This window comes from Micromonospora sonchi (assembly GCF_014646235.1).
Taxonomy (GTDB): Bacteria; Actinomycetota; Actinomycetes; order Mycobacteriales; family Micromonosporaceae; genus Micromonospora; species Micromonospora sonchi.
The window spans coordinates 104045-117732 of record NZ_BMNB01000009.1 but is presented as its reverse complement, the minus strand read 5'-3'; the positions used below and the strand labels follow the sequence as shown (position 1 = coordinate 117732).

The window sequence follows — 13688 nt, the reverse complement described above, 5'->3', positions numbered from 1 at the left end:
TCCGCCTCCCCAGCGCTTGGATTTCCGTCTGACAGGCTACGAACGAAACCCTATTCAGGCCACACCGGACTGTGTACCAATGTGCCCGGATCCGTCACGTTGTCGGGTTTGGCACGCTCTCTGCGACGGTCTCCGCCGAGGTCGACGGTGTCTCGACCGCCGAAGGCGAAGGTGCGGGTAGGGGCCCGGGCGCTTCTGGTGATGGTGACGAACTCGTCACCTCGGGCTCGGTCGGGCGCTCCCCGGGCTCGGTCGGTGCGCGCTCCTCCGGCACGGCATCCGGAGACCGGGGGCCCGTGCCGGCGCTCGGTGTCGCGCCCGGCTCGAGATCGCGATCGACCGGTGGCCGGGCCACGTCCCACTGCTCGGGCAGCGGTGGGGTGAACACGGTGCGCTCGAGCCGCCGGACCTCCGGCGCCGGGTCGACCACCCGTACGCCGGGCCGGGTCGCCACGCCGCGCAGCATCGTCGTCGTGTCCCGCACCACGAGGGCGTAGACGCAGGCGCACCCGGCGCGGTAGGCGGCCGCCTCCTGCGCCGCGATCCGCGCTCCACTCTCGTACAGCTGGCGCAGCTCGCGCTCCGGCGGCCCGCCGCCGCCCAACGCGGCGGCCCGCGACCGGTAGTCGGCGGCCTCCCGCTCCTTGCGCTCGGCCAGCATCGCCATCCCGGCCATCACGTCCTCGGGCAGTCGCTGGGCGGGGATGCGGACGATCTCGGTCTGCCGCTCCGGCAGCGGTACCCGCCCGAAGACGGCCGCCACCCGCACGTCGCCGACCACCGTGGCGAGCGACTGCGGGGTGAGGTAGTCGGCCAGTGAGACCAGGGCGTAGGTGCCGTCGCCCGACGCGGCGTCGCCGTTCAGCGCGGCCAGGTCCGCCGCTGCCGCACGCTCGTAGCCGGGAATCGAGTCGCCGTCGGCGACCCCCACCCGGGTCACCTCACCCACCGTCCGGTCCGGCACCGGCGGACCGCCGGTGGCGAGCATGGCGGTGCACAGCACGGCGGAACAGGACAGCACCGCCACCCACCCGAGCAGCGATCCGCGGACCGGGGCCTGAGCGAGCCGGGCCAGCACGGTGGCGAGGCGCGGCAGCAGCAGCTGATCCAGCTGCCGGAGCAGATCGCCGGCGCGCAAGGGCGGCCCCCCTCGTGAGATCGGTCGGGGCGCGTCAGTCGCGGAGGATGTCCAACGCACGCCCCAGGTCGTCAGGGTAGTCGCTGACGAAGCGGACCTCGTCCCCCGTACGGGGGTGCCGGAAACTCAACTCTCTGGCGTGCAACCACTGGCGGTCCAGTCCGAGCCGGGCGGCGAGCGTGGGATCGGCGCCATACGTCAGGTCACCCACACACGGATGCCGCAGGGTCGAGAAGTGCACCCGGATCTGGTGGGTACGACCGGTCTCCAGCCCCACGTCGACCAGGCTCGCGGCGGGGAACGCCTCGATGGTGTCGTAGTGGGTGATGCTCGGCTTGCCGCCGGAGACCACCGCCCAGCGGTAGTCGTGGTGCGGGTGCCGGTCGATCGGGGCGTCGATGGTGCCATGCAGCGGATCCAGGTGGCCCTGCACCACCGCGTGGTACCGCTTCTCGACCTCGCGGTACTTGAAGGCCCGTTTGAGGACGCTGTACGCCTGCTCGCTCTTGGCCACCACCATGATCCCGGTGGTGCCCACGTCGAGCCGCTGCACCACCCCCTGCCGCTCGGCGGCGCCGCTGGTGGCGATGGTGTGCCCGATCGCGGCCAATCCGCCGATCACGGTCGGACCGGTCCAGCCGGGGCTCGGGTGGGCGGCCACGCCGACCGGCTTGTCGACCACCACGATGTCGTCGTCGGCCCAGACCACCCGCAGGCCGGGCACCGCCTGGGGCACCACCACCGGCGCGGCGGCCGGCGGGGGCAGCGTCACCTCCAGCCAGGAGCCCGCCCGGACCTTGTGCGAGTTGGCCCGGACCGCCCCGTCGACCAACGCGTCGCCGGCGTCGACGAGGGCGGCGGCGGCCGTCCGGGAGAGGCCGAACAGCCGGGCCACGGCCTGGTCCAGTCGCATCCCGTCGAGGCCGTCGGGCACCGGCAGGCTGCGGTGGTCGCCCCCGGCGGCGTAGGTGGCGGTCATGCGCGCTCCCGCCGTCCGCCGTCGGCGTGCTCCTCGGCCGCCCCCGGGCCGACGTCCGCGCCCTTGTCCTTGTCGGTGACGATCCGGCTGCCGTCGCGCTGACGGCCGGTGAACTCCAGCGCGACGGCCAGCAGCACGCCGCAGACCAGGGCGCTGTCCGCGACGTTGAAGATCGGGAAGACCCGACCGTACGGGTCGAAGACGCTGATCATGTCGACCACGTGCCCGACGAACCAGCCCGGGGCCCGGAAGATCCGATCGAGCAGGTTGCCCGTCACGCCGCCGACCACCAGGCCCAGCGAGATCGCCCACGGCACCGACCGCAGGCTCCGGGTCATCCAGGCGATCCAGCCGAGCACGCCGACCGCGATCACCGGGAAGATGAAGGTGTAGTCCGAGCCCAGGCTCCACGCGGCCCCGCTGTTGCGGGTCAGCGAGAGGTAGACCGCACCGCCCAGCAGTCGCACCGGCTCGCGGTCGCTCAACTCGGCCAGGGCCAGATGCTTGGTGAGCAGGTCGACCGCGAGCGCGAACACCGCCAGGCAGAGCAGGATCGTGAGGGGCTTGCGCCGCGACCTCGGGACGGTGCCCGATTCGGCGGTGCCGGATCCGGCGGGCGGTGCTGCGCTCATCTATTTCCCATCGACGATCGCGGCGGTACCGTCGTACCGCCGCGCACGGGCGCCGGGGAACGTGCCGTCAGCGCCGTTCCTCCAGCTGTTTGCAGGTCACGCAGAGGGTGGCCGACGGGAAAGCGGCCAGCCGCTCCACCGGAATGGGGTTGCCGCACCGCTCGCACCAGCCGTAACCACCCTCGTCGAGGCGCTCCAACGCGCGCTCGACCTGCGTGATCCGTTCCAGGATGCTGTTGGCGAGGGAGATCTCCTGCTCCCGCTCGAACGTCTTGGTGCCGGTGTCGGCCTGGTCGTCCCCGGCCGAGTCGGTCAGCCGGTCGCGCTGCAGCTCGGTGATCTCGCTCAGCGTCTGATCGTACTCGGCTCGCAACTCGTCATGCCGGGCCGCCAGGGCTGCTCGGATCTTCTCGGTCTCCGCGGCGCTGCGGGTGGACTTCGCCGCCGCCTTGCGGCCTGCGGTCCTGGTCTCGGCTGGCTTGGCCATCGTCGCTCCCTCGGCCGCGGAGCCGCGGTGGTCCGCGGCACCTGGACAGGGGCCGCCGACATCGGCCGCCCCAGGTACAAAACGGGCGCGCGGCGACCTGGCCGCGCACTCCGGAGGTTGGCAAGGATACGGAACGTACACGCGTCCGACAATGCACCGCACCGATAACGCCCGCTTCCGCCCCAACTACTGCCGCATCGGGGCAAAGGGGACGCTAGCAGATGGAATCGCCCGCCCAGACGGACTTCGCAACCTCGCACCGGGGAGTCCCGGCCGGACGGGTACGCGATCGATCGCTGTCAACCGGTCGGTTCGGTGCCGTCGAGCAACCGGCGCAGCCGCCCGGCCACCTCCGGGTTGGCGTCGGCCACCAGGAAGAGCTTGTCGCGGCTGGCCGTGCCGGAGCGCAGCGACACCGCCGCCCGCCGAACGCCGAGCGCGCCGGCCAGGGCGCGCCGGGCCGCCTCGGTGGCCCGCCCGTCGACCGCCGGCGCGTTGACCGCGATCACCAGCGCGACGCCGTGCGGACCGTCGTACCGGCCGCCCACCCGGGCCCGCGATGCGCCCGGTTTCACGCGGACCGCGACGGTCAGCGCATCGTCCACCGGCGCCACGCTCAGCGCCGGCCGGAGCGGGACAGCAGGATGGTGGCCGGCGTGCAGTGCGCGCACGGGGTGAAACCGAGCTCGACCGCCTCGGCGACCGGCAACGGCTCGTGCTCCCGCCCGACCAGGTGCGGGCACTCCGCAAGGTGGTAGCGCGGCCGGCCGTCGACCACCTGCACCTCGTCCGGAAGGAGGGCCAGGTGGGCCATCTCGTCCGGGGTGATCTCCTGGGCCGGGGGCTCGTCGTCATGGCCGACACCGGCGTCGACGGCCGGCTCCGGCGGGTCCGTCGCCGACGGCCCGGGTGGTTGCCGCCACCCGGGGTCGTCGGCGTGCATCGTCGGAGGCAGATGCTGGGTCGGGATGCCCGGCTCGCGAGCGGTTGACCCGCGAGCCGCCGAAACCCGGCCGGCGGCTGCCTGGCGGGCACCGGCGACCAGCGCGACGGCGGCCAGCAGACTGGCCCCGATCGAGACGACCAGCAGCGGACTTGACCCGCCGGCCAGGCCGAACACCAGCAGCACCACCGCAACGAGGATGAGCGCGAGACTGACGACTATCACGGCTCACCCCCGCCGCGTCGTACCGATGAGGCAGGGTGGGCGACCGCCGTGCCGACGACAGTCACCGACCCGGTGATTCAGCGACCCGCCTCGAGTGCCCCGGAGCGGCCCGCACCGCCGAACGAACCGGCGAGACCGGCGGCGGCCAGTGCGTTGCCGCCGGACCGGGAGCCCTCACCACGGGTCAGCTCGGCCTCCAGACCCTGACCACGGCCGTCGAGGTCGCGCAGCTGGCTCTCCAGGTACGCCTTGAGCCGGGTGCGGTACTCCCGCTCGAACTGCTTGAGCTCCTCGATGTGCTTCGACAGCGCCGTGCGCTTGGCGTCCAGGCCGCCCATGGCCTCCTGGTGCCGCTGCCGGGCGTCGCGCTCGAGGGCGTCGGCCTTGGCCCGGGCCTCGCGGGTGACCTCCTCGGCCTTCGAACGGGCCTCGGAGAGGAGCTGGTCGGCCTCGCGGCGAGCGTCGGAGACGTGGTCGTCCGCCGTCCGCTGGGCCATCATCAGCACCCGCAGCGCCTGCTGCTCGCCGTCACCGCCCGGCACCACGGCACCACCGGCGGCACGGACCTGCTCCAGCTCGGCCTGCATGGCGCGGGCGGCCTGCTCGGCGGCGGCCTTGTCGCGCTGGATCCGGTCGAGCTGACCCTTGAGGTCGTTCAGCTCGGCCGCCAGCCGGGCGTCACCACCAGGGCCGGCGGGCGCACCGCCTCGACCGCCGCGCTCCACCTGGGCGCGCAGCTCGTTGTTCTCCTCGATCAGCCGGGCGAGCTCGCGCTCGACCTCGTCCAGGAAGGCGTCGACCTCCTCCTCGTCGTAGCCCCGTTTGCCGATCGGCGGCTTCTTGAAAGCGACGTTGTGAACGTCGGCCGGGGTCAGCGGCATCGAAACTCCTCGGGTCAGTTGCGGCCGCGATAGCGCGTCGGTCATCAGGCGGTCCTGATGATCGCCGGCTCTAACACAAACCTCATCAGCACGAACAGGATAACCAGGAGCACAAGTGAGGCCAGGTCGATGCTCACGGTACCAATCCGCAGCGGAGGGATCACACGCCTCAACGCCCAGAGCGGGGGATCAGTGACGCTCCACACGGATTCCAGTCCGGCCGATGCTCCGCGGCCGGGCTGCCAGCGCCGGCCGTACTGCAGAACCGCGCTGAGCACGAACCGGGCCAGGAGAACGATCAGGAAGACGTACGTGATCAGGTAGAGGACCTGGAGCAAGATCGACAACACGGTAGGCGACGTCCCTCGGGTCGGGCGGGTCAACTCAGGCTGAAGAACCCGCCCTCAGCGATCTTGGCCTTGTCCTCCGCGGTGACCTGGACGTTGGCCGGAGAGAGCAGGAAAACCCGGTTGGTCACGCGCTCGATCGTACCCCGCAGCCCGAACGCCAGCCCGGCGGCGAAGTCCACCAGACGGCGGGCATCCGCCTCATCCATCTCGGTGAGGTTGATGATCACGGGCACCCCGTCCCGGAAGTGCTCGCCGATGGTGCGGGCCTCCCGGTAGGTCGTCGGGTGCAGCGTGGTGATCTGGTAGCGCTGCTCCTCCTCGTGCATCACCGCGCGCTCGCGTGGCTGCGCCTGCGGAGCCAGGGCGAGGTTGTCCCGGGTGTGGTAGGTCAGCGCACCCGCCGAGTCCCCGGTCGACCGGGTGATCGACCGGACGCTGGCGCGTTCCATCCGCTCCGGGCGCTCGCTCTCCAGCCGCTCGGACTCGCTCAGGCGGCCACCGGACCGCTCGCTGAGCCGGCCCCGCTCGCCCAGCCGCGAGCGCGGCGCCGGCGGCTCCTCCGCTTCATCCTCGTCGTCGGCGAACTCCTCGGCGTACCGGCTCTGCCGGTAGCGCGACTCGCGGTAGCCACCCTTGTCGTAGCCACCGTCGTCGTAGGCCCGCTCGTCGTCCTCTTCGACCAGTCCGAGCCAGACCCCCGCCTTGCGCAGTGCACCCATCCCCGCGCCCTTCCCGTCCGCCCTGCGGCGACACACCCCACCGTGCCGCCTGTCGCGAGTGGGCCGTCTTCTGCCCACCGGACCGGAACGGCAATCCCCCGACGCGCAATTCGCGTTGCACGTCACGCCCCCCTGGTCGCTGGGAAGGCCGTTCCCACAAACAACACTGATGTAATTTGCTTCTCTGGCGGCCAGGCTACCCCAGCGTGGGACGCATTCCGAGCAACGCGCTGCCGACGCGGACATGTGTCGCGCCGTGTTCGATCGCCGTTTCCAGATCACCGCTCATGCCCGCTGACACGCTCGCGGCCTGCGGATGGTCCGCGCGCAGGGCCGCGGCGAGGGCGGCCAGCCGGTCGAACGCCCGGGCCGGCTCCCAGCCCAGCGGCGCCACGGCCATCAGCCCGGCCAGCCGCAGTCCCGGCGCCGCGGCCACCGCGTCGACGAGCGGGCCGAGACCGACGTCCGGATCGGACGAGCCCGGCACCGCCCCGCCCCGCGCCGGATCGGCGTCGATGCTGACCTGGAGGAGCACGTCCAACGGCCGGTCCCGGGCGGCGACCGCGGCCGCGTCCAGGGCGGACGCCAGCCGGACCCGGTCGACCGACTGGACCATGTCCGCGTACCGGACGACCGACCGCACCTTGTTGCGTTGCAGCCGCCCGATGAAGTGCCAGCGCGGGGTCACCCCGACCGCGGCGACCTCCCTGGCCTTGGGCGCCGCCTCCTGGTCGCGGTTCTCCCCCACGTCGGTCACGCCCAGACCCGCCAGTGCGACCACGTCGGACGCCGGATAGGTCTTGGTCACCGCGATCATGGTCACCTCGGTCCGGTCCCGACCGGCGGCGGCACAGGCATCGGCGATGCGGGAGCGTACGCGCGCCAGCCCAGCGGCGAGTTCGGCGCGACGATCGGGGCGCACCAGGGCGAAGCTGTCGGTCATGGCGGCCGCTCAGGACCCGTTCTTGAGGAAGTCGGGCACGTCGACGTCGTCGAAGAGCACCCGGCGCGGCGACTGCGGAGCGACCGGCGGGGCGGGCGACGGCACGACCGGCGTGCTCGGCTGGGCGGGCTGGTTCTGGTTGGTCTTGCGGGCCGGCTCGGCCACCTTGTAGGCCGGTGTGCCGCCGTCGAAGCCGGCTGCGATCACGGTCACCCGCACCTCGTCGCCGAGGGCGTCGTCGATGACCGCGCCGAAGATGATGTTGGCATCCGGGTGGGCCGCGTCGGTGACCAGCTGGGCCGCGTCGTTGATCTCGAACAGGCCCAGGTCGGAACCGCCGGCGATGGAGAGCAGCACGCCCCGGGCGCCGTCCATGCTCTGTTCCAGCAGCGGGCTGGAGATGGCCGCCTCGGCCGCCTCCACCGCGCGGTTCTCGCCACGTGCGCTGCCGATGCCCATCAGCGCGCTGCCCGCGCCGCTCATCACGCTCTTGACGTCGGCGAAGTCCAGGTTGATCAGACCCGGCGTGGTGATCAGGTCGGTGATGCCCTGCACACCGGAGAGGAGCACCTGGTCGGCCGTGCGGAAGGCATCCATCATGCTGATGTTGCGGTCGCCGAGCGCCAGCAGCCGGTCGTTGGGAATGACGATCAGCGTGTCGCACTGGTTACGCAGCTCGTCGATGCCGGCCTCGGCCTGCACCTGGCGGCGCTTGCCCTCGAAGGAGAACGGCCGGGTCACCACGCCGATGGTCAGCGCACCCAGCTTGCGGGCGATGTTCGCCACCACGGGCGCGCCGCCGGTGCCGGTGCCGCCGCCCTCGCCGCAGGTCACGAAGACCATGTCCGCGCCCTTGAGCACCTCCTCGATCTCGTCGCGGTGGTCCTCGGCTGCGTTCTTGCCGACGTCCGGATTGGCGCCGGCGCCCAACCCCCGGGTCAGCTCGCGGCCGACGTCCAACTTGACGTCGGCGTCGCTCATCAGCAACGCCTGCGCATCCGTGTTGATCGCGATGAACTCGACGCCCTTGAGCCCAACCTCGATCATCCGGTTGACGGCGTTCACGCCGCCGCCCCCGATGCCGACGACCTTGATGACCGCCAGGTAGTTGTGCGGAGGTGTCATCTCCGGTCCTTTCCCTTCGAGATTGGCTACTCCCCGACCGGCTCCGGCGTGGCCGGACCGGCGGTCGACGCAGCTGTCACCAGCAGGGTCCAGAGGCAAACCCTAACCCTCTACTAGAGGGTTAGGATTATGTCAACCACTGATCCTCTTCCGGGCAACGTAAGCGCACCAACGCGCCGAGCCAAGGACCTGCCCGGCGTGTCGCCGGTCGAGCGCCCCGCCTCACAGCCGGCGCCCCCACTGACCCGCCACTCATCGGAAGGTGACCACGTCCGGCGCGCTGACGTCGATCCGGGCGGCGTCCTGGTCGAGCAGCGCGGTGGCCACCCGGGCCTTGTCCGCCCCACGGGTCGCGTCGCCCCAGAACACCGTACGATCCCCGGCCAACAGGACGCTGATCCGGGCCAGGCTCTCGACGTTGAGCTCCACCAGTTCCGCGCGCAGCTGCGGGGTGAGCGCGGCGAGCACCTCCAGCCCGGCCCGGGTGGCCGGATCGTCGGGGCCCGGCTCCGCCAGCCGGATCAGCGGCAGGCCGCCCGGACGCTGCGGCAACGCCCGGAACGCCACCCCGGCGGCGTCGAGCACGACGAACTGCTCGCCACGGGGCACGACCGCCACGCCGGTCCGTTCGGTGAGCCGGACGACCAACGCGTCCGGCCAGTCCCGGGTCACCGTCACCCGCTCCACCTCGGGCAGGGCGCCGATCCGGTCGACCAGGTCGGCCAGGTCGACCCGGGCCAGCGGGACGCCGTCGGGCACCCCCGCCGCGTTGCGCACCTGCACCGCGGTCACCAGCTCGGCGCCCTCCACCCGCACCTCGCGCACCCCGAACAGGCCGGTACCGAGCAGCGTCCAGGCCACCAGCCCGGCCAGGGCGAGCACCCCGCCGGCCACCGCCCAGGGCAGCGCCGCGCGCATCCGGCGGCGGCGGGCCCGCGCCATGAACCGTCGGGTGGAGGCGGGCACCGCATCGCGACCGGCGCGGACCAGCTGCCACCGGCGGGCCGGACGCCGGGCCCCGCCGCCGTCGACTCCGGTGCCGCGCCCGCGAGCGGGACCGGGACTCATTCCGCCACGGGCGCCGCGCCGTCCACCCCGACGCCGCCGGGAACGCTGCCGCCGATGCTGATCGACCCACCAGCCAGACCGCTCGCGGCGGTGTCGACCGGCGCCTGCGGGTCGGCGGTACGCGCGGAGAGCGCGGCCAGCAGCTCGTCACCCATCAGCGAGATCGGCGGGGCGCCCATCGTCACCACGACGTCGCCGGGACGGGCCCGCCGGGCCACCTCGACCGGGGCATCCTCCCACGAGTCGACGAAGACCTTCCGCTCCGCCGGCAGCAGCACCGCCTCGACCAGTGCCACCGACCCCTCACCCGGGCCGCGCTGCTCCCCCGGGCCGAAGACCTCCAGCAGCACCAACTCGTCGGCGAGGGCGAGCGCCTCGGCGAGTTCCGCCTGCAGATCCCGGGTGCGGTAGAGCCGGTAGGGCTGGTAGACGACGATCAGGCGGCCGTCCCCGGCCACCTCCCGCAGCGTCCGCAGGGCCAGGGCCACCGCGGTCGGGTGGTAGGCGTACTCGTCGTACACCAGCACGTCGTCGGCGACTCCCTTGCGCTCGAACCGGCGGCGCACGCCGGGAAACGCCGCCAACGCGGCCTCCGCCGCCTCGCCCGGCAGCTCCAGCAGGTACGCGGCCAGCACCGCCGAGGCGCTGTTGAGCCCCATGTGCCGCCCCGGCACCGGCAACCGGAACTCACCCAGCGGCCGGCCCTGCATGTGGGCGAGGTACCGCACCCCGCGGGCCGAGGAGGCCATCTCGCTCAGCCGCAGGTCGGCGTCGGCGGCCTCACCGTAGGTGTACACGCGGCGCCCCTCGCCGCGCAGCGTGGCCGCCAGCCACCGCCCGCCGGGGTCGTCGGCGCAGGTGATGACGAAGCCGGCCGGGTCGGTGAGCCGAGCGAACTCGGCGAAGGCGGCCTCCAGGTTGGCCAGGTTGCCGTAGGTGTTCAGGTGGTCCGCCTCGATGTTCGTGATGATCGACACGAACGGGCGGTAGATGAGGAAGGAGCGGTCGCTCTCGTCCGCCTCGACCACGAAGTACTCGCCGGTGCCGTGGTGTCCCCCCGAGCCGACCTCGGAGAGCTCCCCACCGATCACGAAGGAGGGATCCGCCCCGGCCTGCTGGAGCACCGTGGTGACCATGGAGGTCGTGGTGGTCTTGCCGTGCGTACCGGTCACGGCCAGCGTGCGGCGGCCGGTCATCGCGGCCGCGAGGGCCTCCGAGCGGTGCAGCACCCGCAGGCCGCGCCGGCGTGCCTCGACCATCTCCAGATGGTCGGCGGGGATGGCCGAGGAGTAGACCACCGTGTCGACCCCGTCGAGGTTGGCCGGCTCGTGGGTCATGTGGATGGTGCCGCCGAGTGCCCGCAGGCCGGCCAGGGCGGGCCACTCGCGCAGTTCGCTGCCGGAGACCGGCAGGCCCCGGGTGAGGAAGAGTCGGGCCAGGCCGCTCATCCCGATTCCGCCCACCCCGATCAGGTGGATGTGGCCGAGGTCCTCGGCGGTCAGGGTGCCGGCCGGACTGAACGCGCTCACCGGAGCCAACCTTTCGTTCGCGACTGCGGGGCTCGCAGACCCGGCTCACTCCTCGCGCTCACCGGGCCACCGCCTCGTAGACGAAGTTGAGCAGCGCCTCGTCGCCGTCGCGGCGCCCGTAGGCCGCCGCGGCGGCGCCCATCGCGTGCAGCCGCTGCGGGTCCCGGATCAGTGGGATGACCGTACGCTCGAGCCAGTCCGGGGTCAGCTCGGTGTCGTCGACCAGCAGCCCGCCACCGGCCTCGACCACCGGCAGCGCGTTGCGCTTCTGCTCCTGGTTGCTGTGCGGGTACGGCACGTAAATGGTCGGCAGGCCGATGGCCGCCACCTCGGCGCAGGTCATCGCCCCGCCCCGGCCGAGCATCAGGTCCGCCGCGGCGTACCCGGCGTCCATGTCGGACAGGTACGGCAGGGTCACGTACGGCACCGGAAGGTCGGTGGGGATCGGCACCGGCTCGTTGCGAGCCCCGATCACGTGCAGCACCTGGATGCCGTTGCGGGCCAGCTCCTTGGCCGCACCGGCGACGGCGAGGTTGATCGACCGGGCACCCTGCGAGCCACCGGCGACGAAGAGCACCGGCAGGTCGGGACGGAGTCCGAAGTGGGCGCGGGCGGCGCCCTGCATGGCCGCCCGGTCCAGCCCGGTGATGCTGCGCCGCAGCGGCACGCCGACCACCCGCGCGTCGCGCAGCGACTCGGCCTGGGACGGCTGGTGCGGGAAGCCGACCGCCACGTGCTTGGTGAACCTCATGCCCAGCCGGTTGGCCACCCCCGGCGGCACGTTGACCTCGTGGATGACGATCGGCAGCTCGCGCCGCCAGGCCGCCAGGTAGGCCGGCACCGAGACGTACCCGCCGAAGCCCACCACCACGTCGGCGCGCACCTCCTCGATGATCTTGCCGGCGGCGCGGGCCGCGGTCCACATCCGACCCGGAGTGCGGACCAGGTTCATGTTGACCGACCGGGGCAGCTGGTAGGCCGGGATGTTCCGCAGGTCGTAGCCGGCCGGCGGGATCAGCTCGTTCTCCAGGCCCTTCGGCGTGCCGAGACAGGTGATCCGAACGCCGGGGTCGTGTCGGCGCAGGCAGTCGGCGAAGGCGAGCAAGGGGTAGATGTGCCCCCCGGTGCCGCCTCCCGCGAGCACCACCGAACGCAGCGGACCCATCACCGTCTCCTCTCGTCCGCCGACCCGCCGCGGCCCCGGCCGTCCCGGGCGCCACGCGGTGCGGCCTGATCGTCCCTGCGCCGCCTGCGCGCCTGGGGCACGGTTCCCCGGGCGTCCGACGGCGGCGCCGCACGGCGACGCCGGCCGGGAAGCGGCGGCAACGGTGCCCACACTAGTCGGACCCACCGGGCCGGCGGACGGGCATGCAGCGCTCGGGCCGCATCGGGTTCCGCACGCGCGAACGAGGCCAGCATTCCCACCGCCGCCAGGGTGACGACCAGGGCACTTCCGCCGACCGAGATGAACGGCAGCGGCACGCCGGTCAGCGGCAGCAGGCCGATCACGCCGCCGATGTTGATGAACGCCTGCCCGACGAGCCACGCGGTGGCCCCGGCCGCGGCGAGTCGACGGAACGGGTCGTCGACCCGCCGGGCGATGCGCAGGCCGGTGTAGGCCAGCACCGCGAAGAGGCTGACCACCACCGCGCAGCCGACCACACCCAACTCCTCGGCGATCACCGCGAAGATGAAGTCGTTCTCCGCCGCTGGCAGCCAGTTCCACTTGCTCCACCCCTGCCCCAGCCCGGTGCCGAACCAGCCGCCGCTGGCGATGGCGTACCGGGCCTGCACCATCTGGTAGCAGAGATCGTCCCTGCACTGCTCCAGCGGCGGCGGGCTGACGAACATGGTCAGCCGCTCCAGGCGGTAGTTGCTCTCGCCGCGGACGCCGGAGCCGGCGCCGAGCGAGGCGACCGCGACCAGCAGGCCGATCCCGGCCAGACCGATCGCGCTGAGGACGGCGAAGACCCGCAGCCGCACTCCCGCCGCCCAGAGCAGGCCGACCACCAGGGCCAGCAGGCAGAGCATGCTGCCCAGGTCGTTGTAGCCGACGAGGACGAACATCAGGCCCACCACCGGGAAGAGCGGGGTGGCCAACTCCCGCCACCAGCCCAGCGACGCGCCCTTGCGGGCGAGCACGTGCGCCCCCCACAGCACCAGCGCGAACTTCGCCAGCTCGGAGGGCTGCAGGCCGATGCCGCCGATGTACAGCCCGAGCAGCTCGGCTTCCAGCGGGCCGATCTTCGTCGCACCGCCGGTCAACCGCCCGTACGCCACGAACAGGTTCAGCAGCACCAACAGCCCCACCGCCACGGCCAGCGCCGGCCGACCCAGTGACCGGTAGGTGCGGGCCGGCAATCGCTGGCAGGCCCAGAAGGCCACGATGCCGATCACCGCGAAGATCGCCTGCTTGGTCAGGGACGCCGAGGCGTTGCCGCCCTGGGCGTAGTCGCGCACGCTGGTGGCCGAGAAGACCATGGTCAGGCCGATCAGCAGCAGCAGCCCCGCACTGGCCAGCAGCAGGTGGTAGGAGGCCAGCGGACGGGCCAGCAGGCCCCGCAGCGCGGCGAGCCCGCCTACCGCGTCCAGTCCGCGCCACGGGCCACCATCCGGCACCGCGCCGAAGGAACCCGCCCCGCCCGTACGCGTGGCACCGACCGTGCCCG

15 protein-coding genes are annotated in these 13688 nt (G+C 72.7%); all 15 read right to left on the bottom strand.

Features of this window, described 5'->3' with window-relative positions:
- Positions 1 to 94 precede the first annotated feature (94 nt).
- Positions 95 to 1138 (bottom strand): hypothetical protein, encoded by a 1044-nt coding sequence (locus IEY61_RS11950; RefSeq protein ID WP_229705838.1) that lies wholly within the window; start codon positions 1136 to 1138, stop codon positions 95 to 97.
- A gap of 34 nt (positions 1139 to 1172) precedes the next feature.
- Positions 1173 to 2117 (bottom strand): RluA family pseudouridine synthase, encoded by a 945-nt coding sequence (locus IEY61_RS11945; RefSeq protein WP_189043520.1) that lies wholly within the window; start codon positions 2115 to 2117, stop codon positions 1173 to 1175.
- Positions 2114 to 2749, bottom strand: a complete 636-nt coding sequence (lspA, locus tag IEY61_RS11940; RefSeq protein WP_189043519.1) for a signal peptidase II — start codon at positions 2747 to 2749, stop codon at positions 2114 to 2116. Before lspA ends, IEY61_RS11945 begins: the two co-directional genes overlap by 4 nt.
- Before the next feature lie 67 nt (positions 2750 to 2816).
- A complete protein-coding gene (locus tag IEY61_RS11935) occupies positions 2817 to 3236 on the bottom strand; it encodes a TraR/DksA family transcriptional regulator (RefSeq protein WP_189043518.1) in 420 nt (139 codons plus the stop codon).
- 299 nt (positions 3237 to 3535) lie between these two features.
- Entirely contained in the window at positions 3536 to 3841 is a 306-nt protein-coding gene (locus IEY61_RS11930; protein WP_189043517.1) for a DUF167 domain-containing protein, read from the bottom strand.
- A gap of 11 nt (positions 3842 to 3852) precedes the next feature.
- Positions 3853 to 4404 carry a hypothetical protein gene (locus tag IEY61_RS11925; RefSeq protein WP_189043516.1) on the bottom strand — a complete coding sequence of 184 codons (552 nt, stop codon included), beginning with the start codon at positions 4402 to 4404 and terminating at the stop codon, positions 3853 to 3855.
- Positions 4405 to 4481: 77 nt separating this feature from the next.
- Positions 4482 to 5285 carry a DivIVA domain-containing protein gene (locus tag IEY61_RS11920; protein WP_189043514.1) on the bottom strand — a complete coding sequence of 268 codons (804 nt, stop codon included), beginning with the start codon at positions 5283 to 5285 and terminating at the stop codon, positions 4482 to 4484.
- A gap of 44 nt (positions 5286 to 5329) precedes the next feature.
- Positions 5330 to 5635: a YggT family protein gene (locus IEY61_RS11915; RefSeq protein WP_111212523.1), complete on the bottom strand. Its 306-nt coding sequence runs from the start codon at positions 5633 to 5635 to the stop codon at positions 5330 to 5332.
- A 29-nt stretch (positions 5636 to 5664) separates the two neighbouring features.
- Positions 5665 to 6354: a cell division protein SepF gene (locus tag IEY61_RS11910; RefSeq protein WP_189043512.1), complete on the bottom strand. Its 690-nt coding sequence runs from the start codon at positions 6352 to 6354 to the stop codon at positions 5665 to 5667.
- A 196-nt stretch (positions 6355 to 6550) separates the two neighbouring features.
- The gene (locus IEY61_RS11905; protein WP_189043510.1) at positions 6551 to 7297 is read right to left on the bottom strand and encodes a YggS family pyridoxal phosphate-dependent enzyme; all 747 of its coding nucleotides are present in this window, start codon (positions 7295 to 7297) and stop codon (positions 6551 to 6553) included.
- A 9-nt stretch (positions 7298 to 7306) separates the two neighbouring features.
- On the bottom strand, positions 7307 to 8422 hold the full coding sequence (gene ftsZ, locus IEY61_RS11900; protein ID WP_189043508.1) for a cell division protein FtsZ: 1116 nt from the start codon (positions 8420 to 8422) through the stop codon (positions 7307 to 7309).
- 252 nt (positions 8423 to 8674) lie between these two features.
- A complete protein-coding gene (locus tag IEY61_RS11895) occupies positions 8675 to 9490 on the bottom strand; it encodes a cell division protein FtsQ/DivIB (protein WP_189043506.1) in 816 nt (271 codons plus the stop codon).
- Positions 9487 to 11019, bottom strand: a complete 1533-nt coding sequence (gene murC, locus IEY61_RS11890; RefSeq protein WP_373293138.1) for a UDP-N-acetylmuramate--L-alanine ligase — start codon at positions 11017 to 11019, stop codon at positions 9487 to 9489. The genes IEY61_RS11895 and murC overlap by 4 nt, the downstream gene beginning before the upstream one ends.
- A 58-nt stretch (positions 11020 to 11077) precedes the next feature.
- On the bottom strand, positions 11078 to 12184 hold the full coding sequence (gene murG / locus IEY61_RS11885; protein ID WP_189043502.1) for an undecaprenyldiphospho-muramoylpentapeptide beta-N-acetylglucosaminyltransferase: 1107 nt from the start codon (positions 12182 to 12184) through the stop codon (positions 11078 to 11080).
- The gene (locus IEY61_RS11880; protein WP_189043708.1) at positions 12184 to 13638 is read right to left on the bottom strand and encodes an FtsW/RodA/SpoVE family cell cycle protein; all 1455 of its coding nucleotides are present in this window, start codon (positions 13636 to 13638) and stop codon (positions 12184 to 12186) included. Before IEY61_RS11880 ends, murG begins: the two co-directional genes overlap by 1 nt.
- Positions 13639 to 13688: the final 50 nt, after the last annotated feature.